General features: G+C 68.4%; 17 protein-coding genes and 2 pseudogenes. 12 read left to right on the top strand and 7 right to left on the bottom strand.

Annotated elements, in window-relative coordinates:
* Positions 1-40 precede the first annotated feature (40 nt).
* The 5 genes from EOINJALH_RS30680 (at position 41) to EOINJALH_RS30660 (ending at position 5,188) form a co-directional block, all read left to right on the top strand.
* Positions 41-1,084 (top strand): ABC transporter substrate-binding protein, encoded by a 1,044-nt coding sequence (locus tag EOINJALH_RS30680; RefSeq protein WP_088287467.1) that lies wholly within the window; start codon positions 41-43, stop codon positions 1,082-1,084.
* 205 nt (positions 1,085-1,289) lie between these two features.
* Positions 1,290-2,144 carry an ABC transporter permease gene (locus EOINJALH_RS30675; protein ID WP_088287466.1) on the top strand — a complete coding sequence of 285 codons (855 nt, stop codon included), beginning with the start codon at positions 1,290-1,292 and terminating at the stop codon, positions 2,142-2,144.
* A 9-nt stretch (positions 2,145-2,153) separates the two neighbouring features.
* The gene (locus EOINJALH_RS30670) at positions 2,154-2,969 is read left to right on the top strand and encodes an ABC transporter permease (RefSeq protein WP_088287464.1); all 816 of its coding nucleotides are present in this window, start codon (positions 2,154-2,156) and stop codon (positions 2,967-2,969) included.
* A gap of 13 nt (positions 2,970-2,982) precedes the next feature.
* Positions 2,983-4,416, top strand: a complete 1,434-nt coding sequence (hydA, locus tag EOINJALH_RS30665; protein ID WP_088287462.1) for a dihydropyrimidinase — start codon at positions 2,983-2,985, stop codon at positions 4,414-4,416.
* A 10-nt stretch (positions 4,417-4,426) separates the two neighbouring features.
* Positions 4,427-5,188, top strand: a complete 762-nt coding sequence (locus tag EOINJALH_RS30660; protein ID WP_088287473.1) for an aspartate/glutamate racemase family protein — start codon at positions 4,427-4,429, stop codon at positions 5,186-5,188.
* Between the two features lie 55 nt (positions 5,189-5,243).
* On the opposite strand, the gene EOINJALH_RS30655 is transcribed toward EOINJALH_RS30660, so the two are convergent.
* A complete protein-coding gene (locus tag EOINJALH_RS30655) occupies positions 5,244-5,594 on the bottom strand; it encodes a hydroxyisourate hydrolase (protein ID WP_088287460.1) in 351 nt (116 codons plus the stop codon).
* Positions 5,595-5,653: 59 nt separating this feature from the next.
* On the opposite strand from EOINJALH_RS30655, the gene EOINJALH_RS30650 reads away from it, so the two are divergent.
* Positions 5,654-6,871, top strand: a complete 1,218-nt coding sequence (locus EOINJALH_RS30650; protein ID WP_088287458.1) for an MFS transporter — start codon at positions 5,654-5,656, stop codon at positions 6,869-6,871.
* Positions 6,872-7,094: 223 nt separating this feature from the next.
* Here EOINJALH_RS30650 and EOINJALH_RS30645 read toward each other — a convergent pair whose 3' ends face one another.
* On the bottom strand, positions 7,095-7,562 hold the full coding sequence (locus EOINJALH_RS30645) for a DUF3592 domain-containing protein (protein WP_088287456.1): 468 nt from the start codon (positions 7,560-7,562) through the stop codon (positions 7,095-7,097).
* Positions 7,563-7,657: 95 nt separating this feature from the next.
* The gene (locus EOINJALH_RS30640) at positions 7,658-7,879 is read right to left on the bottom strand and encodes a hypothetical protein (RefSeq protein WP_088287454.1); all 222 of its coding nucleotides are present in this window, start codon (positions 7,877-7,879) and stop codon (positions 7,658-7,660) included.
* Positions 7,880-8,044: 165 nt separating this feature from the next.
* Between EOINJALH_RS30640 and EOINJALH_RS30635 the strand changes: the two genes are divergently transcribed.
* The 3 genes from EOINJALH_RS30635 (at position 8,045) to EOINJALH_RS30625 (ending at position 10,804) form a co-directional block, all read left to right on the top strand.
* On the top strand, positions 8,045-8,935 hold the full coding sequence (locus EOINJALH_RS30635) for a DUF3616 domain-containing protein (RefSeq protein WP_234414120.1): 891 nt from the start codon (positions 8,045-8,047) through the stop codon (positions 8,933-8,935).
* A gap of 148 nt (positions 8,936-9,083) precedes the next feature.
* The gene (msrA, locus tag EOINJALH_RS30630) at positions 9,084-9,599 is read left to right on the top strand and encodes a peptide-methionine (S)-S-oxide reductase MsrA (RefSeq protein WP_088287451.1); all 516 of its coding nucleotides are present in this window, start codon (positions 9,084-9,086) and stop codon (positions 9,597-9,599) included.
* A 383-nt stretch (positions 9,600-9,982) separates the two neighbouring features.
* Positions 9,983-10,804, top strand: coding sequence for a DUF2189 domain-containing protein (locus tag EOINJALH_RS30625; protein ID WP_088287449.1), 822 nt, complete (start codon positions 9,983-9,985; stop codon positions 10,802-10,804).
* Positions 10,805-12,069: 1,265 nt separating this feature from the next.
* Here the strand turns inward: EOINJALH_RS30625 and EOINJALH_RS33585 are convergent.
* From EOINJALH_RS33585 to EOINJALH_RS30605, 3 genes are all read right to left on the bottom strand, one after another.
* Positions 12,070-15,221, bottom strand: a 3,152-nt coding sequence (locus tag EOINJALH_RS33585; protein WP_404872805.1) for a glycosyltransferase, incomplete at its 3' end; no start/stop codon positions are given.
* Between the two features lie 641 nt (positions 15,222-15,862).
* A complete protein-coding gene (locus tag EOINJALH_RS30610; RefSeq protein ID WP_088287443.1) occupies positions 15,863-16,480 on the bottom strand; it encodes a glutathione S-transferase family protein in 618 nt (205 codons plus the stop codon).
* A gap of 272 nt (positions 16,481-16,752) precedes the next feature.
* Positions 16,753-17,970, bottom strand: a complete 1,218-nt coding sequence (locus EOINJALH_RS30605) for an MFS transporter (protein WP_144290232.1) — start codon at positions 17,968-17,970, stop codon at positions 16,753-16,755.
* A gap of 79 nt (positions 17,971-18,049) precedes the next feature.
* Between EOINJALH_RS30605 and EOINJALH_RS33580 the strand changes: the two are divergent.
* From EOINJALH_RS33580 to EOINJALH_RS30595, 3 genes and pseudogenes are all read left to right on the top strand, one after another.
* A pseudogene (locus tag EOINJALH_RS33580) lies at positions 18,050-18,136 on the top strand (integrase); the annotation flags it as partial.
* Between the two features lie 155 nt (positions 18,137-18,291).
* Complete coding sequence (locus EOINJALH_RS30600) at positions 18,292-19,107, top strand: SDR family NAD(P)-dependent oxidoreductase (RefSeq protein WP_088287439.1); 816 nt, start codon at positions 18,292-18,294, stop codon at positions 19,105-19,107.
* A 59-nt stretch (positions 19,108-19,166) separates the two neighbouring features.
* Entirely contained in the window at positions 19,167-20,912 is a 1,746-nt protein-coding gene (locus tag EOINJALH_RS30595) for an alpha/beta hydrolase (RefSeq protein ID WP_088287437.1), read from the top strand.
* Between the two features lie 356 nt (positions 20,913-21,268).
* Here EOINJALH_RS30595 and EOINJALH_RS33575 read toward each other — a convergent pair.
* Positions 21,269-22,128: pseudogene (locus EOINJALH_RS33575) on the bottom strand (MBL fold metallo-hydrolase).
* Positions 22,129-22,166 lie beyond the last annotated feature (38 nt).

Genomic DNA, 22,166 nt, shown 5'->3' with positions numbered 1-22,166 from the left:
CTCCCCGCACCGCCCCTGTCAACCCTCCCAAGGATCCGCCATGAGCCTCGATCGTCGTCACTTGCTGGGCAGCGCGCTCACGCTGAGCGCGCTGCAACTGTTCCCGGGCATGTCGCGGGCGCAGGCCCGCAAGCTGGTGTTTGCCACCTTCACCGGCAGCTGGGAAGAAGCCCACCGGGACGTGCTGGTGCCCGCCTTCAAGAAGACCAGCGGCAACGACATGCTGCTCGACGCGATGCTGTCGGTCGACCAGATCGCCAAGGTCACCGCGGCACGGGCCAACCCGCCGATCGACGTGATGCTGCACGACCCGGGCCCGGCGCTCACCGCCATCGCACAGGACCTGGTCGAGCCCTTCCCCACGGCCGGCAGCAAGCACTACAAGGACCTGATCCCCGAGGCGCAGGACGGCCTGGGCCCGTCGATGTTCTTCCAGGTGGTCGGGCTGACCTACAACCCCGAGAAGATCAAGACGCCGCCCACCTCCTGGGCCGACCTGTTCAAGCCCGAGTACAAGGGTCGGGTCGGCATCACCAACCTGAACTCGACGCTGGGCACGGGCTTCCTGGTCGAACTGGCGCGCATGAACGGCGGGTCGGAGGCCAACGTCGAACCCGGCTTCAAGGCGATCGAGCGGCTCAAGCCCAGCCTGGCCGCGGTGGCCGCCAACCCCGGTGCGCTGGCGGCGCTGTACCAGCAGGGCCAGATCGACATCAGCCCGGGCAACTTCAACGCCATCCAGATCCTGAAGGCCCGCGGCGTGCCGGTCGAGTTCGTCGCGCCCAAGGAAGGCGCCATCGCCTTCAAGACCAGCATCCACATCGTCAAGAACTCGCCCAACAAGGCCCTGGCCGCGCAGCTGATCGACGTGGCCCTGTCGCCCGAGGTGCAGGGCCGCCTGATGCAGGCGCCCTACCTCGTGGTGCCGACGAATGCGAAGGTGAAGATGGAAGGCGAGATCGCCAAAGTGCTGGCCAAGGACACGGCCGAGCTGAAGAAGAAGTTCGTGTTCCAGGACTGGAAGAAGATCAACGAGAACCGCGCCGCCTGGATCGACCGCTTCAACAAGGAGATCAAGCTCTGAGAGGCTGAGAGTTCTTCGATCATGCCCGCTCACCACCCCCAAACGCACCCGCTCGTCGTTGCAAATGCGTAGCCTGTGCCCGAGCTATGGCTGCGCTTTGCGCCTAGATCGGGCACGTTTAGGGGCGTCGCTCGGGCACGCTCGCCTTCCTCTCAGCCTCTGAGGCCACGGCCCCGTTGATTCGGCCCCGTCGACGCACCACGCCATGAAGAGCGCCCCATCGGTCTCCGGCTACAGCCTGGCGTTCGCCAGCCCGCTGGCGGCGTACTTCCTGCTGTTCTTCGCCGCGCCGCTGGTGGTGCTGGTGTTCATCAGCTTCTACACCGACCCGCAGCTCAGCGGCATGGGGCTCACGCAGTACCACAAGATCGCCACCGACGGCTTCACGCTGCAGGTGCTGGGCGACACGCTGTGGCTGGGCCTGCAGGTCACGGCGCTGTGCCTGGTGCTGGGCTATGCGCTGGCCTGGTCCTACGTGCGCAGCCCGGGCACGGTGCAGAAGGTGCTGATGCTGGTGATCGTGCTGCCGCTGCTCACCAGCGTGGTGGTGCGCACCTTCGCCTGGGTGGTGATCCTGGGTCGCCAGGGCATCGTCAATTCGGCGCTGCTCGACCTGGGCTGGATCGACGGGCCGATCAAGCTGCTGTACACCCGCGGCGGCCTGATCGTGACGCTGGCCAACGTGCAACTGCCGTTGATGGCGCTGCCGCTCATCACCGCGCTGCAGAAACTCGACCCGAACCTGGAAGACGCCTCGGCGGCGCTGGGCGCCAGCGCCTTCCGCACGTTCTTCCGCATCACCCTGCCGCTGACGCTGCCGGGCATCGTCGCCGGCTGCCTGCTCACCTTCGCGGCCACCATCACCGCGTTCATCTCGCAGTCGCTGATCGGCGGCGGCCAGATGCTGTTCATGCCGATGTACATCTACCAGCAGGCCTCTTCCCTGCAGAACTGGCCGTTCGCCGCGGCGATCTCGTTGGTCTTCCTGGTGTCGGTGCTGGCCTGCGTGGCGCTGTTCAACCAGGTCGGGCGCCTGAGCCGCGGCCACGCGGCCGGCTGAGCGCATGCCATGAACTCGGTGCAACGCCAGTCCCCGTCCACGCTCGCCCTGCGCACGCTGCTGGGCGTGATCGCCGCGGTGACGGTGCTGCTGCTGCTGGCGCCCACGGTGGTGGTGGTGGTGGTGTCCTTCACCAATGGCTACTCGCTGAAGTTCCCGCCGCCGGGCTATTCGCTGCGCTGGTACGAAGCCCTGGGCGACGCCTGGCAGCTGCAGTTCGCCGCGCTCAACAGCCTGAAGGTGGCGTCGGCGGCCACCCTGATCTCGGTGCTGCTGGGCGTGCCGGCGGCAATGGCCATCGCGCGGTCCGACAAGGCCATGGCGCGGGCGCTCGACTCGCTGTTCATGTCGCCGCTGATCCTTCCCGCGCTGGCCTTCGGCCTGGCCTCGCTGATCTACTTTTCGCGGCTGCAGGTGAACCTGTCGCTGACCACGCTGGTCATCGGCCATTCGGTGGTGGCCGTCCCCTACGTCATCCGCACCAGCGTGGCCGCGCTGTCGCAGTTACCGCCGGCGCTGCTGGAAAGCTCGGCCAGCCTGGGCGCCAGCCGCGCCTACACCTTCCGGCGCGTCACGCTGCCCTTGATCGCCCCGGGCATCGCGGCGGGGGCGTTCATCGCCTTCATGTCTTCGTTCGACAACGTGCCGGTGTCGCTGTTCCTGCGCGACGCGTCCACCGACATGCTGCCGATCCGCATGTGGCAAGACCTGGAAGGCAAGCTCGACGTGAGCATCGCCGCGGTCTCCAGCCTGATGGTGTTGATCACCCTGGTGCTGATGATCGTGATGGAGCGGCTCACCGGCATCAGCAAGCGGATCCGATGAGCTCAGCCCTGACATGACGCCCGACACGTTCGATCTGGTGGTGCGCAACGCGGTGGTGATCACCGCGACCGAGGAGATGCGCTGCGACATCGGCGTGCGGGCCGGCCGCATCGTCGCGCTGGCCGAGACGCTGGGGCCGGGCCAACGCGAGATCGACGCGTCCGACCGCTGGGTGCTGCCCGGCGGCGTCGACGCGCACTGCCACCTCGACCAGCCGCTGCCGCCGCCCGCGCGCATGGCCGACGGCTTCGAGTCCGGCACGCGCTCGGCGGCCTGCGGCGGCACCACCACGGTGATCCCGTTTGCCGCCCAGGCCAAGGGGCAGTCCCTGCGCGACGCGGTGGCCGACTACCACGCCCGCGCCAATGGCAAGGCCCTGGTCGACTACGCCTTCCACCTGATCGTCAGCGACCCCACGCCCACGGTGCTGAACGAGGAACTGCCGGCGCTGATCGCCGAGGGCTACACCTCGTTCAAGGTCTACATGACCTACGACGACTTGAAGCTCGACGACGGCCAGATCCTCGACGTGCTGGAGGTGGCGCGGCGCCACGGCGCGATGGCGATGGTCCATGCCGAGAACAGCGAGTGCATCGAATGGCTGACGCGCCGGCTGGAGGCCAGCGGCCGCACCGCGCCCCGCTACCACGCCCATTCGCGGCCGATGCTGGTCGAGCGCGAGGCCACGCACCGCGCGATCTCGCTGTCCCAGCTGGCCGATGTGCCGATCCTGATCGTGCATGTGTCGGGCCGCGACGCGATCGAGCAGATCCGCTGGTCGCGCGCACGCGGCATGACGGTGTACGCCGAGACCTGCCCGCAGTACCTGTTCCTGACCGCCGATGACCTGGGCTCGGACGACGACTACCAGGGCGCCAAGTGCGTCTGCAGCCCGCCGCCGCGCGACAAGGCCAACCAGCAGGTGGTGTGGGACGGCCTGGTCGACGGGCTGTTCACGGTGTTCTCGAGCGACCACGCGCCGTTCCGCTACGACGCGCCCGAGGGCAAGCAGCCCGGCGGCGAGCAGGTGCCCTTCGCCTACATCCCGAACGGCATCCCCGGGCTGGAGACCCGCCTGCCGCTGCTGTTCTCGGCCGGCGTGCTGGACGGCCGCATCTCGCCGCAACGCTTCGTCGAGCTGACGGCCACCGCGCCGGCCCGCGCCTACGGCCTGTTCCCGCGCAAGGGCACCATCGCCATCGGCTCGGACGCCGACCTGGTGATCTGGGACCGCTTCGCGGTCGGCGACGAGCGCACCATCCACAACCACGACCTGCACCACGCCGTCGACTACACGCCCTACGAGGGCCAGCGGGTGCGTGGCTGGCCGGCCATCACCCTGTCACGCGGCGAGGTGGTGTGGGATGGCCGCCAGCCGCAAGGCCTCGCCGGCCGCGGGCAGTTCCTGGCCTGCGGCCTGCCCTGCCTGGCACCGCGCCCACGCTGAGGCCACGCCCATGACCCGCCTGCTGGTGATCAACCCCAACATCTCGGACAGCGTCACGGCGCTGATCGAGGCCGAGGCCCGTCGCAGCGCGGCGCCGGGCACCGAACTCACGATGCTGACCGCGCCCTTCGGCGTGGCCTACATCGAGACCCGCTTCGAGGCGCTGATCGGCGCCTACGCCACCGCGCAGCTCGCCGCCGAACACCACACGGGGCACGACGCGGTGGTCATCGCGGCCTTCGGCGACCCCGGACTCGGTGGCCTGCGCGAGGTGCTGCCGGTGCCGGTGCTGGGCCTCACCGAATCGGCCCTGGCCAGCGCCTGCCTGTTGGGCCACCGCTTCTCGATCATCGCGATCTCGCAGCGCATCCAGGCCTGGTACCGCGAGGTGGTGGCCGCCAACGGGCTCAGCGGCCGCCTGGCCAGCATCCGGGCGCTGAACCGGCCGCTGGCCAGCATCGGCAGCGTGCAGGACGACCACCAGGCCGCGCTGCTGGCGCTGTGCGAAAGCGCGGTGGACGACGACGGCGCCGAGGTCATCGTGCTGGCCGGCGCGCCGTTGGCCGGGCTGGCTCGTACGCTTCGCGGTCGGCTGCCGGTGCCGGTGGTCGACGGTGTCTCCAGCGCGGTGCGGCATGCCGAATCGATGGTGGCGCTGGCGCCCGGCAAGGCCGTGCGCGGCAGCTTCGCGCCGCCGCCGGTCAAGCCGAACCAGGGCCTGCCGGACGGCATCGCCCGCCTGCTGGCCGGGCCACCGCCCGCCCGGTCGTAGCGCCTTGGCCCGCGGCGGCAGCCCGGCGGTGGCCGGCGCACCGATGGCCGCCGGCTCAGCTGCCGCGAAACAGGGCGCAGCCCCAGGCCGTGAACTTCAGCGGCAGGTGCACATGCTGGGTGGCGTCGCGCAACTGGAACCGGAACGGCAGCACCTCCAGGAACGGGCTGGCCTGCGCCCCCCCGTGGGCGCGCAGGTAGACGCCGATGTGGAACAGCGCCTCGTACTCGCCCGCCTCCACGCCGTCGCCCCGCACGCTGGCATGATCGAGCTGCCCGTTGGCACCCAGCCGTCCCTGCGCCACCTGGTGCGGTGTCGGGGCGCGCATCCAGAGCTCGACTTCCATGCCCTCTGCCGGCACGCCACGGGCCACGTCGACCGCGTGCAAGGAAATGCCACCCGCCATCCCGATTCCCCTCGAAGTGTGGCCACCACTGTAGCCGCACTGGCCTCCGAGGGACACCGATGCTGAGCCCCCTGGCACGCGCGCTGCCGGCGATGACCGCGTTGCAGGCCACCGTGGCGCTGGGCTGCTTTTCGTTGTCGGTGCTGGCGCCGCAACTGGGCCTGTCGGTGGCGCAGCTGGCGGGGCTGAACACGGTGCTGTTCGGCGTCGGCACGGTGGGGGCGCTGATGGCCGGGCGCTGGCTGAGGCGGTGGGGGGCCTGGCCGGTCGCCGCCCTGTGCGCGGGGGCGGTGGCTGCCGGCACGCTGTGCCTGCTGGTGGGCGGCCCGCTGGCGCCCTGGCTGGCGGTGCTGCTGTTCGGCCTGGCCTTCGGACCGGAAACCCCCGCCAGCGCCGCGGTCCTGACGCGCATCACGCCCCCGGCCCGCAGGCCCTGGGTGTTCTCGGTCCGCCAGACGGGCAACCAGATCGGCGCGATGGCGGGGTCGGTGCTGCTGCCGGCGCTGATGGTCTTTCACCCGCGCGCGCCCTTCGTCGCCATCGCGGCGGTCGCCACGGCGATGGCCGCATGGTGCCTGCTGCTGTCGCGCGACAAGGCACTGGCCGCCGAGCGCAGCGAAGCGGCCGTCGACACCAGCCCCCGCGGCCAGGGCTTGCGCAGGGTCCTGTCGACGCGCCCACTGCGGGCGCTGGCCTTCGCCACGCTCACCTACACCGCCGCACAGATGTGCCTGAACACGTTCCTGATGAGCCTGGCGGTGCGCGAATGGCAACTGGAGGTGGCCCACGCGGGTGCCTGGGTGGCCACGCTGCAGGCCGCGGGCCTGGCGGGCCGGCTCTTCTGGGGCCGTTTCGCCCAGCGCTGCCGCAGCGCTGGGCGCCTGCTGGCCCTGATCGGCTTGCTCATCGCCTCCGCCGGCATTCCCCTGATGGTGTGGCCGACGGCGCAACAGGGCCTGCCCATGGCGGTGCTCGTCGCCGTGCTGGGCTTCACGGCCAGCGGCTGGAACGGTGTGCTGGTGGCCGAGGTCTCGCGCATCGCCGGCCCGGCGGGCGCGGGGGCACTGACCGGCGCCGTGCTGGTGTTCGGCTATGCCGGGTTGACGCTCGCCCCCCTGGCGTTTGCCGCCGCCAGCGGCGTCAGCTCGATGGCGCTGGCGTTCACCGGGGTCTTCGCCGCAGCGGGCGCGGCTGGGGCGGTGCTGTGGCACGCCACACGCGACAGTGACAGCGCATCGGGCGGACGCGAGGGCGCGGCCCAGACGCCGCCAGGGTGATCCCCCGGCAGCGCACAGAAGCGGCGAACCGTCGGGGCGAACGGCCCTCGGCGCGGCAAACCAGCGCCCCGCGCAGTGGATGACGGCGGGCGCGATGCGCAGCCAGGCGCCCGCCGGCTGGTGACAGGTCCGGCCTGGCACCGGGCCGTGCCTCGCTTCGGCCGGTCGGCGGCGCAGAGGCCCCGGCCCGTCCCGTCACCAGCCCGTCGCCGTTCTCGACGGCTCAGCCCGATGTGCTGCGGAGCAGTCCGTACGTGCCCAGGGCGATGCCTGCCACGACAGCGGCCAGGCCGACGCGCCGAATGACGACCATGTGCTGGGGCTGGCCCGTGTTCAGTACGCCGGCATCGTCTCTCGACGGGTCGACGCTGATCTCGACAGCCTTGCCGACGGGAAACGCCGCCACCAGCGCCCGCGCCGAGTGCTCGGGTTGGGCGAACGTCATGCCTTCGGTGTGGCGCGACGTGGTGTGCTGCGTCGACCCCACGGCGTACGTGCAGGTGATGAGGGCCCGATACGAAGTCCCGTCGCTGTCGGTGTCTTCGCAGAGTTCGCTGCCAACGACCACCCCGGGCACCGTGGGCCAATGCCTGGCGCCGTCGTGGAGCCTGAGCGAGGCGTTCGCCTTGCGGACCAAGGCAGCGCCGCTGATCGTGAGCAAGGCGCCTGCGAGCACGTCGAAACCCTGCATCGTCCGAGGCCGATCAAGTGGGCGGGATGGTCTGCGGTGGCCAGGCGCCTCGACGGCGAGGTCGAGGACAGCCACCCCAAGCGCCCATTGTGGCGCTACCTCGGGCCGACCCCGCCGCCCGCGGCCATGGGCCGCTGGTGGTCGGCACGGCGGTGCGCCGCCTGCCACAAGGGGCGCAGTTCCCAACTGCCGGGCAGGCGCTCGGCGCAGGGGTCGAAATCCAGGGCGTTGGCCTCGGACATGGGGTAACGGGTCACGTAGCGGCGGCCGCTCACGCGGTCTCTGACGCGCCAGTGCCAAAGTTCGATGGTGGGCATGCGCGCACCCTATCGCGCGATCGCGACAGCTTGATGTCAATCCCCGCGCACCGGCCCCGCCGAACTCCGGCCAGGGGCGGCAACGCCGCCGCGTGACCTGACGCTCGACCGGCGGTCCACAATCCCCCGATGACACACGACGACCCCGCACCGGCCTTCCAGCCCTTGACCGGCATCTACGAGCCCTCGGCGATCCAGCAGTTGCCCGACGGACGCTTTCTGGTGGTCGAGGACGAGAAGGAACACCCGCTGAGCCTCGTCACCCTCGGCGCCGATGGCGTCGTCGAGACCGCTCCAGTGACGGCAGGGCTGCTGCAGATGTTCAGCGCCTTCTGGAAACTGGACGATCTCGAAGGCCTGACCGCCGACCGCGCGGGAGTCGTCTACGCCATCACCTCGCACTCGCGCGATGCCGAGGGCGACGAAAAGAAGTCTCGGGCCAAGTTCGTCCGGTTCCGGATCGAAGGCGATCGGGTCGTGGACCCCCAGGTCGTCGACGGATTGAAGAAGGCGCTGACATCCCGCCACCCCGTGCTGGCCGAAGCAGCCCGGGTGCGCGACGTCAAGGCCGACGGCGGGCTCAACATCGAGGGGCTGGAGATCAGCCCGGACGGGCAGCACCTGTTGATCGGCTTCCGCAGCCCCCTGCACGAGGGCCGCGCGCTCATCGCCCGTGTCGAGAACCCTTCGGCCGTCTTCGATGCCGATGAAGCACCCCGGATCGCACCCGTGCTCGACGAACTCGATCTGGACGGCCGAGGCATCCGCGGCTTGTCGTATGTACCTGCCCTGGGCGAGTACCTGGTGATCGGCGGCCCTGCGTCCCGCAGCGCGGAAGCCTTCGGTGTCTGGCGCTGGAGCGGCCAGCCCGGTGCGCCGGCGCGCCGCGTGACGGTGCCTGGATTGCCGGGCTTCGAGAAGGCCGAAGGCGTCTGCCCGGCAGTCGTCGGGGGCGTCGAGTGCATCGTCTTCGTCAGCGACGATGGAAACCGGGAGGCCCGACGCGCCGCGGGCTATCTCCTGCTCGACCCGGCGCTGCTGCGGGCCGCACCGTGACCCGCTCCTAGCGCAAAAAACGCGCGACTGGCGGTTCGTTTCGAGGCCAGCCGACGACGACGCCCCTGTCGCGCTGTCAACCGCTGCAATGCGGTCAAGATCGGGGCCTCGCGCCTTCTCCACCCCACCCCACACCAAGGAGTCCACCGTGACCACGACCGAAACCGCCCTGCTGGCCGGAGGATGCTTCTGGGGCATGCAAGACCTGATCCGCAAGATGCCCGGCGTCGTGGCCACGCGCGTGGGCTACAGCGGCGGCGACGTGCCCAACGCCACCTACCGGCACCACGGCACGCATGCCGAGGCCATCGAAGTGGTGTTCGACCCCGCGCGCCTGAGCTATCGCGCGCTGCTCGAGTTCTTCTTCCAGATCCACGACCCCACCACGCCGAACCGCCAAGGCAACGACCGAGGGCCGTCGTACCGCTCGGGCATCTACACCACCAGCGACGCGCAACGCCAGGTGGCGCTGGACACCATCGCCGATGTCGAGGCGTCGGGCCTGTGGCCGGGCAAGGTGGTCACCGAGGTGAAGGCCGCGGGGCCGTTCTGGCAGGCCGAACCCGAGCACCAGGACTACCTGCAGCGCTACCCCGACGGCTACACCTGCCACTACGCGCGGCCCGGCTGGACGCTGCCGCGCCGAGACGCCGTCAAGGCCTGAGGCCGCCCGGCGCCGATCCCGCGCCGCACGCCGTCGCCGCGCTGTTCTCCAGCAGCAACGCCCCGGAAGTGAAGGCCCTGGCAGCAGCCTGGCGGACTTCACGCTCGCAACGGGCGGCCATCGTGACCTCGCGGGCCCGCACGGTGCTGACGGCGTCGCAACCGCCACGGGTCTCAGCCCGGGGCCGGGACCCTGCCAGGCTGGCAGTGCTCGGCGGAGGACCCAACGACCCGGGGGCATGAACGCCATCCGCGCGAGCCCAGTGATGCACGCAGCGCGTCGGCTAAGCATTGCTTAATCCGGCGCCGGCACAGTGGGAGCGTTCAGGTTCGGTTGGCCCCGCACGCAGCACGCCTGGGGCCGACCTCAACGAGGAATGCACCATGCCCACAGAACTGACCACCGCCCTGCTGAAGGCAGCCGCGCAGCCCCCCGTGGTGGCGCCGGCCCCAGGGTCTGCCCCCAGGGAGATCGTTCCCCTGTCATGGGCGGATCCGTTCCACTGGCTCCGGCTGGGCTGGCGCGACGTGGTGGCCCACCCCGGCACCAGCCTGTTCTACGGCCTGCCGTTCTGGTGCATGGCGGTGGTGTTGCATGGGCTGTTCCACAAGGAGCCCGAGTACGTCATGACGCTGGTGTCGGGCTGCCTGTTGGCGGGCCCGTTCGTGGCCATGGGGCTGTATGACCTGAGCCGCCGCCGGGAACAAGGCCAGGCCATGGACTTCATGGCCTCACTGACCTGCTGGAAGCCCCACCTGCGCAGCCTCGGGTTGCTGGTGGGTGTGCTGGTGGTGCTGGAGTTGATGTGGGGCCGCGTGTCGCTGGTGATGCTGGCCTTGTTCTTCGACACCGGCCTGCCGACATCGGCGGGCTTGATGGAAGCCGCGGTCAATGTCGACAACCTGGATTTCGTGGCCGCCTACCTCGTGGCGAGCGGCCTCTTTGCCATGCTCGTGTTCACGCTGTCGGTGGTGTCCATTCCGATGGTGCTCGACCGCGATACCGACGCCATCACCGCCGCCATCCTCAGCGCCGAGGTGGTTGGCCGGAACACCGGCGTGATGCTGCTGTGGGGCACCCTGATCGTCGCCATGATCGTCCTGTCCCTGCTGCTGATGCCGCTGGCACTGGGGCTTGCCGTGGTGGGGCCTTTGCTGGGGCATGCCAGCTGGCATGCTTATCGCGGCTCGGTGCGCTGGCCGTAACACCAAATACGAGCGACCCACGACTCACCACCTCGGGGGCACCCAGATCGCTGCCCGTTCGCCTGGGTGCTGTCGGACACCGACATGGCCGGACCGCATGAAGAGCAACGGTGCGGCCACTCGGCGGCAGCAGCAGCTCGGTGCCCAGGATCACGTCGTCGATGAACCTCGAGGGTCTGAGACCGGATTCGAGCCCGCTTCCCGCTCCACTGTCGATGACCCGATGCGCTCATAGGGACCGCACGAGGTTTCGCAGAACTGGAGCCGGTCGATGGACTGACTGTCCTCCTGCCGAATTCAGCGCCGCAGAGCAGCCCCTGAAAGTGGGCCGTCTGGAAGCAGCCCCTCGTCATCGGTCGCACCCGACCCTGAAGCGCCATCCGCGGCCCTGAGCTCGCCGCCGCGAGACGGCCGGTCAGATCTGTACCGTGTCAATCCGGAACCGATCGCGCAGGCCACTCGCCGCTAGCCCAGCGGGCGCCGGTTGGTGCCCGGATCCGCTACGAACCTCACCACCTTCAGTCGACCACGCCGTCGAGACATGAACGCGCTGCTGCACCAGGCCCAGCGCGGGGAGCGGCGGCGTCCGAACCAACTGCAACTTCATCGCCATCGCCTATCTGCGGCTGTCTCGGCTAAAGCACCTGCCGGCTCACCCGCAACGCTCACTGCACCGACGGCGGGTGCCAACGTGGTGGCATCGTGCCCAGCTTGGTGCAGGCGGCCAACAGCCAGGCAGGCAATCGCCCTTGCCGGCTGGTGCAGTAGCGGTCCACACATTCCGCCCAGCCAGGCGGATTGCTTTCGGTTGACCCGTGCGCCACCGACAGGGTGGTCAGCAGCACAAACATGCCAGCCTCTCGTTCCCGTTGTCCACGGTGCATGCCATGCCAAGCGGCAAACGCGGCCTCGGCCGCAGTGTCCTGGATGGCCGCTTCTTGCGCAAAGATCGCCAAAAGCGCGTGGTGTGCAAACGCCACATGCTGAACCGAATACTGGTTGAGCTCTACGTCCGGCTCAGGCGGGGGCATTGAACTCGACGGCGAGACAACCAGCCATTCCAAGAACGAAGCCCAAAGCGAACTCAACCGCGCATCGGCGCCAAAACGCTTGGGCCTTTTAAGGGCCAGTGGCTCCCAGGTCTCCGTTGCCTGCACCGCAATGCCCAAGGCCTCGTCGGTGCGGCCAGCCTCGCTCAGGTGATCAGCGTAGTTGCTCAGCGACGTCGCCCAATCCGACTCGTAGCGCTCGGGCTTGCCCAACGNCCAGCCTCGCTCAGGCGATTGGCGTAGTTGCTCAGCGACGTCGCCCAATCCGACTCGTAGCGCTCGGGCTTGCCCAACGCCAGGCGTTGATGAATGTCCAACGCCTGCTTGGCGAAGGCCAAGGCCTCGTCGGTGCGGCCAGCCTCGCTCAGGTGATTGGCGTAGTTGTTCAGCGACATAGCCCAATCCGGCTCATACCGATCCCGATTCGCCTGAACCAACTCGCGGAAGAGTAGTCGAGCTTGATCGGCACACTGAAGCGCGCACTTGGCTTTCCCGTCGCGCCGTAGCGCCTCTCCCAGGTTGCTGATCGCCGCGGCAAAGCTTGCCTTGTCGTTGACAGTGGCGTTGCGCTTGTCCTTCTTTCGCTTCGCTGCATCGTGCACCGTGCGCCGCATCTCAACTTCTAAGCCCGTCATCGGCACCACCTCGGATTCAAATGAAGGCAGCAGCGCGCCGGCAATCTGGTGGGCAACGGCGGGCGCGAGCCGCACGTAGGCACGCTTGGCGATCTGGGGTAGCTCGTTTGGTGTGTCAATGCAAACACGTAGGACCTCAGAGGCACAGCGGGCGAAATGGCGTGCCAGCGCATCCTCCAGTGGTAGCGCCAGATCAGCTCGCTGCTTGCTGGCGCGGGCCAACACCGTCAATGCGGCGTACCGCGCCTTCGACAGGCTGGCGCCCAGCACGGCATCCAGCAGCGCCGGCCCGTTGACGGACAGCACGGCGTGGGCGACCAGGGCCTCGCCCACCATATCCGGGCGCAGGCCCTGCAAGCCTTGGCGCCCGGGGTACAGCGGGATGAGGGCGCGAAACAGCGGCAGCAAGACCTGTTGCTCGCCACCGGCGGCAGCCCAGGCGTCGCGCACGTCGTTTGGCACTGCCACCTCGCCGAGCAGGGTGGCCAGCACCATCAGCCGCACCGCGTCCTGGCCGGCCACTTCATGCAAAGGGCTATGCATTGCCCTACCCCAGTAGCGCTGCTCGTGGTTTAGCAGGGCCCTGGGTAAGGCTTCGGCGGATTCGGCATGCTCGCCCAAGGCTGTCATCAAGGCCGCCAATTGCACGTACAAGGGCCTGGCAAAGTGTTCGCCGCGCAGGTTGGGCCTAGCCGCTGGCATCGGCAGCCGCAGCTTTGTCGTGAGCAGTTGCAGGGCATGCTGAAACGCCTGGTCCCGATCCGACGGTTTGGGGTACACCGCAGGCAGCAGGTAGGGCCCCGTGCCGGCGGCGCCCATCAGCAGCGCCTCGCAGCGCGCATCGCGTGCGGGCAATTGCTGCCACCACTCGCCGCCGCTGCGGGCCAGCAGCAGGATTCGAGTGGCAGCGGTACGGGGGTTGGCCAGCACGGCCGCCAGCAGCGCGAGCAACTCCGCGGTGCGTGTTTCGGCATAGTCCACCACGATGCAGACTGGCTGCCGGCAATCCCGCAGTTGCGCCGCCAGCGACGTCATTGAGCCGGGGTTGCCATCACCGACCAGGAAGCCCGCCAACCAGCCGTCGTGCCGCAGACGGGCACACAGCTCGATGGCTAGGCGCGTCTTGCCACTCCCGCCCTGCGCCACCAACAACCGGACAGTGAGCGGCAGCTCATCGGCATGGGCCCAGTGGAGTTGCGCTGCCAGAAACGGCTCTGCTTGCTGCGCAAACGGCAGTAGCGCCTCCTCGGCACGCAGCAACTGCGCCGGGCTCAGGCCATGCGCGGATTCCCAGCGTGGGCCCAGCGGATCCAGCCAGCTGTTCAGACTGTTGGCCGCATGAGCCTTGGCGCTGCCAACGGCGGTTGGGGCTGCCGTGGCCACGGCAGCCGTCTCAGCGGGCGGAGATGTACTTGCAAGCGGGATGTCGGCCAATGAAGCCACTGGGCTTACCACCTGCCAACCAATTGCGGTGATCAAGTCCTCGGCACAGTTTCGCCACGAATACCGCGGCAGGAGCGATTCGCGCAATCGTGCGGCCCTGTCCTTCCAGGCGCCATGATCCTTGGCAGTTTGAATAACCAACCTGGACAGAAGTGCCTTGTCGTCGTCCCGAAAAAAGGGCTCATCGGTCTGGCCACGCACATCGATGGTTTGCAGCCACGCCATGTACTGGCCACCTTGCAGCGTACTAAGCAGTTGCACCACCCCGCTCTTCTTGCCGGCAATCAGCGGCACACCGGCGGCGATTGCCTCCCAAGCTACAAGGCCAAAGCCCTCGTGCCATGAAGGCATCAGACACAGGCTGGCCGAACGCAGGTCGTCAAACAGCGCATTGCGATCCTCGGTGAACGGCAAGGCGCGCAAGTTGATGGCCCGTTGCGCAATACCCTCGGCATATCGCCGAAGATCGGCTTCCTGCGCCGACAGCCCAGCACCCAATACATGCTCGAAGTCCACGCCACGCAGGGTGAGCGACGGCTCAGCCTCGCCGCGCAGCTTGTCCGGCAGCCCAGGGTCGTGGTCACACAAGTACACCGCATGCCCAAACGCCGCCACGCTCAACTGTCCTTGCTTGATGCGGCCGGCGCTAGCATCCAGCCTGCCGCTGACAAAGGTGTTGAAGTTGTGATGGTGCTGCTTGGGCTGAATATCGGCTAGGCCAGGCACCAGCATCTTCACCTGATCCGTTGGGCAGTCCAGCATGTCGGCCAGTGCCTGGCGCAATAACGGGCCGATGGCCATGACATGGTCGGCGCTCTTGAACAGGGCCTTTTGTTCGCGCGCCTTGACGTCGGCGGCGGCGCTGTTTTCGGCAAACGCCTCGTAGTGGGCGTAGCTCATGTGGTGGATCAGTGCGGCACGCCCGCCGCGCGCTTTTGCCGCCTGCAGCGCGATGGCACCCGTGATGCGGTCGTGTCCCAGCCAGACTGTTCCCGTGTGCAATTCGGCTAAGCCATGGGCCTGAAGCACTTGCCGCACGAGGGGTTCCAAGTCCACGGTCATGTTCTGCTGCGCATCCAGGCCCAGTGGCACCAACAGCACTTCGCCGGCGAGGGCCGCCTGGCACTGCTCGGGCGTGGCGTGCAGCACTACGCACACCACCTTGACACTTGCGCGGCAGGCGGGCGCCAGCGCTAGCAGCAGATCGTGGTTGAACGCGTTGATGCCGCCAAACCGAGGGCCCCAGGCTGTGGCAAATGCTACGAGAAGCTGCGGGGCTGAGGCAGTCATGGCAAGGTGCGCTGAGTCGGGTACCGATGCGACAAGTATCGCCGCGCACAGGCATTACCCAGCGCGCGCGCCAGCGCGAAGCCGATACCCATGCTGGCTGGCCGTGGGCGGGCTCACCACACTGTCGACCATCAGGACGTCGCCATCCCAGACGCCTGCCTCTACCAGTGCGTACCCTTCTGCGCCAATTACGAAGGTCGCCTGTGGATGCAGGAAGAGGGCTTCGTTCAAATCGATGCGTTTGACGGGGACGTCGCTGCCCGGCGAGCGGAAGCTGGACGATGCAGTGCGATCCCGAGGAAGCGGGGCGGTGCCGCCTGCCTATCCCTGCGAAGAAAACCGGGGCGCCACGAAACTCGACGCACCCAAAGAGAGCGACTTGGCTCCCCGTTACACCGCAAAACAGCCCGTCGCGAAAGACGGGAACTGGCCGCGAGTGCGAGTACACGGCCCGGCCAGGCAGCAGTCAGTCGGCGCCAGTACCTCGATCGGTGGGACTGCCATCGCAGCGGCGCCCCCGCTCATTTGATGGTCAGCTGCCTGGGCGTTCGAGCGCGACAGGCCACGGCCACTTCTGCGGCATTCGGTGCGCGGTGCTCGCTACAGCCGCACGCGGCGCCCTGGGTCCCGCTCGGCAGACCTCACTGCGCCGACTTCGCCAGCCAGGCCTTCACGCCTGGATGTTCGCCGACGGCACGGTACAGGCGAAGGAGTTTCGGGCAGTGATCGAGCACGGTGGTGGGCACGTGATCCAGCGTGCCCGAGGTCAGCCAGCGGACCACCATGTACAGCTTGATGTCGGAAACCTGGAGCGACTGACCGCCGACGAAGGGACCATCGTCGAGTTGGCGCTCGACCTGGCGGCCCCAAGTCGCGAGTTCGTTCGCGGCCAACGCCTCGCGAGCCGCGCGCTTCTGTTCGGGGTCGGAAATGCGCAGCGTTGGCGTGATCGCGTGGCGCAGTTCCTCGACGGCGCACATCATCGCCTCGTGCCGTGCGGCCTCGAAGGCGTCCACGGGATGAAGGCCGTGCTGGCGGCCTATGAACACGAGGATGGCGTTGGAATGCGCCAGAGCAGGCTTGCCTGGCATCTGCAGCACCGGCATCGCTCCGAACGGCATGCTCTCCTTCAGCGCTGGCCAGTCGGCGCTCTTGACGCGAACGTCGTCGAATTCGATGCCGGCCAGGTGCAGCGCGATGCGACATTCCTCGCCGCGGCTGCCGGCGAAGTCGAAATAGGTCAGGCGGGGTTTGTTCATCGGGATCCTCGGGTCGATTGCGAGTGACCGCGGAGCCTACACGAATGGGTCGGAAGACTTCGCGTCGCCTGCAGCGCCGCGTCGACGCGCCGATTGGATACCTGACCTTGCCCGGCCAAGCGCACGCATCGAAGGTCGGCCTCCTGGCGGGCCAGCGTACTCACACGCCCGGCCACATCCCGTCGCTCACCCATGGCCGCTGAGCGCGTCGTTCTCCAGATGGATGGACAGATCGACACATCGGCGGGCCATGACAGGGCTCATTGAATGGATCAGACGCTGCGGCTGCGCGACCAGATGGCCCACAACAGTGCCGCACTCAAGGCGAAGAGCAGGGCCGGCACCCAGCCCCATTGCGCGGCCACCACCGGCGCCGGCGCGACGAAGGTGACCACGGCGATGCGCGACAGCGCCGCCGCCGCCAGGGCCGAGTTGAGTGCGCCACCCATGAAGCCTTCGCGGCCCACATGACCGAAGAACACAGCGGCCGAAAACCCACTCAACAGGCTGACGCCCCAGGCCGCGCCGGCCAGGCCTTGCAGGGGCAGCAGCGCCCCCAGCGAGGTGGCGTTCCAGGCGAGCGCGCTGCACGCGGCCGCCACCAGCACGCCGCTGGCCATCACGGGCAAGGCGCCGAAACGCTTGACGGCCAGGCTCGCCGGCATCAGCGCCAGATTGAAGCCGGCCCAGAACACCGGCAACAGCACCGGCAGCATCGATGCGGGCGCATGGCGCAGGTACAGCGGCGCGGCCACCAGATTGGCATGCACCTGGGCGGCAGCCGCCGCCATCAGGGCGGCCAGCAGGAAGCCAGGGATCGGCGCCACGCCATCGCGCCCGGTGAGCGAAGCCGGCGGCGCCGCGGTGTCCACCCCGGCGGCCCGGTCGGCGGCCCGGCGTTGGGACAGCGCGCGCTCGGCCCACACCATGCCGGCCGTGATGGCGGCCAGCGACAACCCGGCCAGAGCGAACGGCAGTCGCGGGTCCAGCCCCTTCAGAGTCAACCCCAGGTAGGGGCCGATGGCGGATGCGATGCCCGTGCCCAGCAACACCAGGCTCACCAGCCAAGGGACGGCGGGCTTGGCCACATATCGACCCAGCAAGGTCAACGGCGGCGCCCGCAACGCCGCGCTGGTGGCCGCCCAGAGCGCGGTGATCGCCACGAACAGGCCCGGTGATCCCCGGGGCGCCACCCAGGGCAGCACCAGGAAGGCCACGGTGGACAGCAGGGTGACGCCCAGCACCCACCAGCCGATGCGACCCAGCACGCCCGCCGCCCGGTCCGACCAGACGCCCACCGCCAGGTCGCAGGCCACGAAGATCAGCTGGTCCATCAGCAGCAGCCAGGGCACGGCCGACTTGGGCAGCCCCGCCTGCTCCGCCAGCGCCGGCAGATAGATCACGTAGACGATCCAGCCGACCGCGAACAGGAACTGCACGCCGGCCAGGTACAAGCCAACGGCGGTGGGTGCCTTGGCGGATGGGCTCAACTCGTCGTTCTCCGCAGTGTGGGATGTTCGGGGCTTGCGGGATTCTCAGGCCTGGCCCTCCACTGGATGGGAGTCATTCATGGAATCCGTTGCCACCGTTGTTCATCGCGAGCCATGGAACGAGGGCAAGGTCGTCGGCCAGAAGGCCCCGTTCAAGCTCAAGGACACGCCAGGGCCTGCGTGGGATGTGCGCAAAGGGCCGGCGGACTTGAGCCCGCGCAACTCGGCATGAAATGCCTTGTGCCGGCGTGCTTGTGACGGGGTATTTCTTTGCGCGGCGGTTCAAAATGGTGCGGCGCAACACAAACTGCTGGAGGTTTCATGGAATTCCTGAACAGAGTCGCGGTGATCACCGGTGGAGGCAGCGGTATCGGCCGCGCAGTGGCCGTTGCCATGGCGCGGCGCGGCGTGACTGCCGTCGCGCTGGTCGACGTGAGCGAGGCGGTCAAAGACGTCGCCGAGAAACTCAATGCCGAGGCCGGTCGCACCTTCGCCATCCCCTTCCAGGGCGACACGACCGACGAGAAGTTCCGCGCCGGCGTGTTCGACTCGATCAGCCACAAGTACGGCCCCGTGACGCTGTGCGTGCCGGCCGCGGGGATCACCCGTGACGACCTGGCCGTGCGCGTCGACAAGAACACGGGCAAGGCGCGCATCTATCCGATGGAGCTGTTCAAGCTCGTCGTCGACGTCAACCTCGTCGCGCCGGTGTACTGGGCGCTGGAGATGATCGGACGCCTGGCCGAGGAGCGTTCCACCAAGGGCAAGAAGCGATGGACGCCCGATGAGGGCATGCAGGGCTCCGTGGTCTTCATCGGCTCGATCTCGTCGCAGGGCAACCGCGGCCAGATTGCGTACGCCAGCACCAAGGCCGGACTGGAGGGTGCCGCGGCGACGATCATGAAGGAGGCGATGTACTACGGCGTGCGCTGCAGCGTCATCCACCCCGGCTTCACCGACACGCCGATGGTGCGCGCGATGGGCGCCGACTACGTGGCCAAGAACATCCTACCGTTCACGCAGCTCGGCCGCCTGATCCAGCCGGCCGAGATCGCCGACGCCATCTGCTTCATGCTGGCGAACTCGGCCGTCAGCGGCGAACTCTGGGTCGACGCCGGCTGGCACGCGCCGGCATAGAGTGCTCCCGGGCGACGACACACGACACCGGCCAACCACCCCCGCACCAAGGCGCAGCCATGACCCGCAAACCCAAGCCCGCCCCCACCACGCAGGACGTCGATCGCGACTTCCGTGCGCAGGTGGCGCAGATGACCGCCGGGCTTGCCCCCACGGCCTTCACCACCGCCTGGGCTGACTGGCTCTCGCACTTGGCCATGTCGCCATCCAAGCAGCGTGAGATGCAGCGCGATGCCACGGTGCGGGCCGGCGACACCTGGATGTTCGCGCTGCGCGCGCTGGCCGGGACACCGACGCCGCCCGGCGAGGGGCTGAACGGCGAACCCGATCGGCGCTTCGCGGGCGAGGCCTGGTCGCAGTTCCCGTTCAACGTGCTCGCCCGTGCGTACCAGAACAACGTGGCCGTGATGAACGACGCGGTGCGTGGCGTCAGCGGCGTCAGCGAGTACCACACGCAGTTGCTGGAGTTCGCGGTGCGCATGCTGGCCGATTCGGCCTCGCCGTCGAACAGCCTGCTGTCGAACCCGGAACTGCTGGCCCAGACCCAGGAGGAGCAGGGGCAGAACCTGTTGCGCGGCTTCCAGAACGTGATCGAGGACCTGGGGCACACGCTCGAGGGCGGCGCGCCGGCGGGCACCGAAGAATTCGAGGTCGGCCGCAACGTCGCGGTGACCCCGGGCAAGGTCGTGTTTCGCAACGAACTGATCGAGCTCATCCAGTACTCGCCATCCACGGCGTCGGTACATGCCGAGCCGGTGCTCGTCGTGCCGGCCTGGATCATGAAGTACTACATCCTCGACCTGAGCCCGCGCAATTCGATGGTGAAGTACCTGGTCGACCAGGGTCACACCGTGTTCATGATGTCGTGGAAGAACCCCGATGAGAACGACCGCGACCTCGGCATGGACGACTATGTCGAGAAGGGTTTCCGCGCGGCGGTCGACGCCGTCAGCACCATCGTGCCGAAGCGCAAGATGCACGCGGTGGGCTATTGCATCGGCGGCACCCTGCTGACCATCGGCGCCGCCGCGCTGGGGCGCGAGAAGGACGAGCGGCTGGCCTCGATCACGATGTTCGCCGCGCAGACCGACTTCTCCGAGCCGGGCGAACTGGCGTTTTTCGTCAACCCCAGCCAGTTGGCGATGCTCGAGGCCACGATGCACAAGAAGGGCGTGCTCGAGAGCAGGCAGATGGGCGGTGCCTTCGCGATGCTGCGGGCGCGGGAACTGCTGTGGCAGCCGATCGTCAACCAGTACATCAAGGGCCAGCGCGACCGCATGATCGACCTCATGGCCTGGAATGCCGACGGCACTCGGATGCCCTGGCGCATGCACTCCGAGTACCTGTACCGGCTCTACCTCGACAACGAACTGGCCACCAACCGCTTTCCGGTGGCCGGCAAGACCGTCCGCCTGTCGGACATCGGCGTGCCGATGTTCGTGGTGGGCACCGAGGCCGACCACGTGGCGCCGTGGAAGTCGGTCTACAAGGTGGACAACCTGGTGCGGTCGGATGACCTCACCTTCCTGCTCACCGCCGGGGGCCACAACGCCGGCATCGTGGCCGGCCCCGTGCACCCGAAGCGGCACTACCGCATGCGCACGCGCCGGCTGGCCGACCCGCACCTGGCACCCGAGGACTGGATGGAGGCGGCGCCGAAATCCGAAGGCTCGTGGTGGCCGGCGTGGCAACAATGGCTGGCCGCCCATTCCAGTGCCAAGGGCAAGCCGCCTGCGATGGGCGCGCCGGGCAAGGGTTATGCGGTCGTCGATGAGGCGCCCGGGCTGTACGTGCGGCAGCGCTAGCAGCCCAGGCTACACCCGCCAGTGGCTCCTTCGCGGCGTCCGATCTCGACAGTCGGATGTCCGGTTGGGGTCGACGGTGTGACTCCGCCCGCCGCGGGAACGGACATGCAGTGTCGCGCCGCAATGGCCGCCCTTCCCTGCCCGGCGATATGCCGCTGGCAGACAGCGACTTGTCGGGAGCCGAGACGCGTCAATGAAGTGAAAGGCCTCAGGACGGTAGTGCGACGGCACGATTCCGTGCAACCACGCCGCTGCGGTGGATTCGACTTGCTGCACCAGATCGTGCGCCTCGGTCCAGCGGCCGGCTTTCAGGTTCGCGATCACCTCGCGCAGCAGGTCGGCCTCCGATCGGTGGTTCACCACTTCATGTCACCCTTGTTGACCTTCGCGCCGATGTCCAGCGCGATGCCCAGGCCCGCCTCGGGTTGGCGCGCTTCATCGCCTCGATCAACGCCGCGCTGTTGGAGGCCTTGGGGAGCTCCTGCTCGAAGCGCGCCAGGTAGGCCTGACTCCAGGCCAACTGCGAGGCGTCGTGCTTCTGGCCCGGCAGGCTGTGGCCCGGAATCACCACCGCCGGCTGCAAGGCGGCCATCGTGACCAGCTTCTTGGCCCAATCGGCTCGCTCCTGGAGGCTCTGCGCGTCGGCCGTCCACAGGTGCAGGCCGGCATAGACGTTCACGCCGCCGGCGATGGTCTTGATCGACGGGATCCACGCGTAGCCGCGGTGCGGCAGGTTGTCCTCGAGGCCGCGGATCTCCAGGGTCTGGCCTTACAGCGTGAGGGCATTGCCCGCGAGCACCTCGGGCAGCGGCACGGCCTTGGGTGCGTTGGCGCCCATGCGCGGGCCCCACACCTGCAGCTTGGTGGGCAGGGTGGCCTCGATCTTCTTCAGCGTCGGCGCGGTGGTCACGACCTTGGCTTCCGGGAAGTGCTGCTTCAGCACCTCGATGCCGAAGTAGTAGTCGGGGTCGGCCTGGCTGATGTAGATGGTCTTCAGCGTCTTCTTGCGGTCCAGTACCAGGGCCGCGATGCGCAACACGTCGGCCCGCGTGAAGCCGGTGTCCAGCAGCACGGCGTCGGTCTTGCCGGCCACCAGTACGGCATTCACGTGGAAGCTGCCGCCATCGGCGTTGTACACCTGCACGGTTAGCGGCGGGGTGGCTTGCGCGACGGCGTCTTGTGCCACGACGCCCAGCGTCAGGGCAGCGGGCAGCATCGCGAGGGACAGGGTCTTGAAGCGCTTCGTCGTGGTCT

The organism is Ideonella sp. A 288, from assembly GCF_002198735.1.
Taxonomy (GTDB): Bacteria; Pseudomonadota; Gammaproteobacteria; order Burkholderiales; family Burkholderiaceae_C; genus Pseudaquabacterium.
Note: the sequence above shows the minus strand (reverse complement) of the source record. Positions and strands in the feature narration are given on the sequence as shown.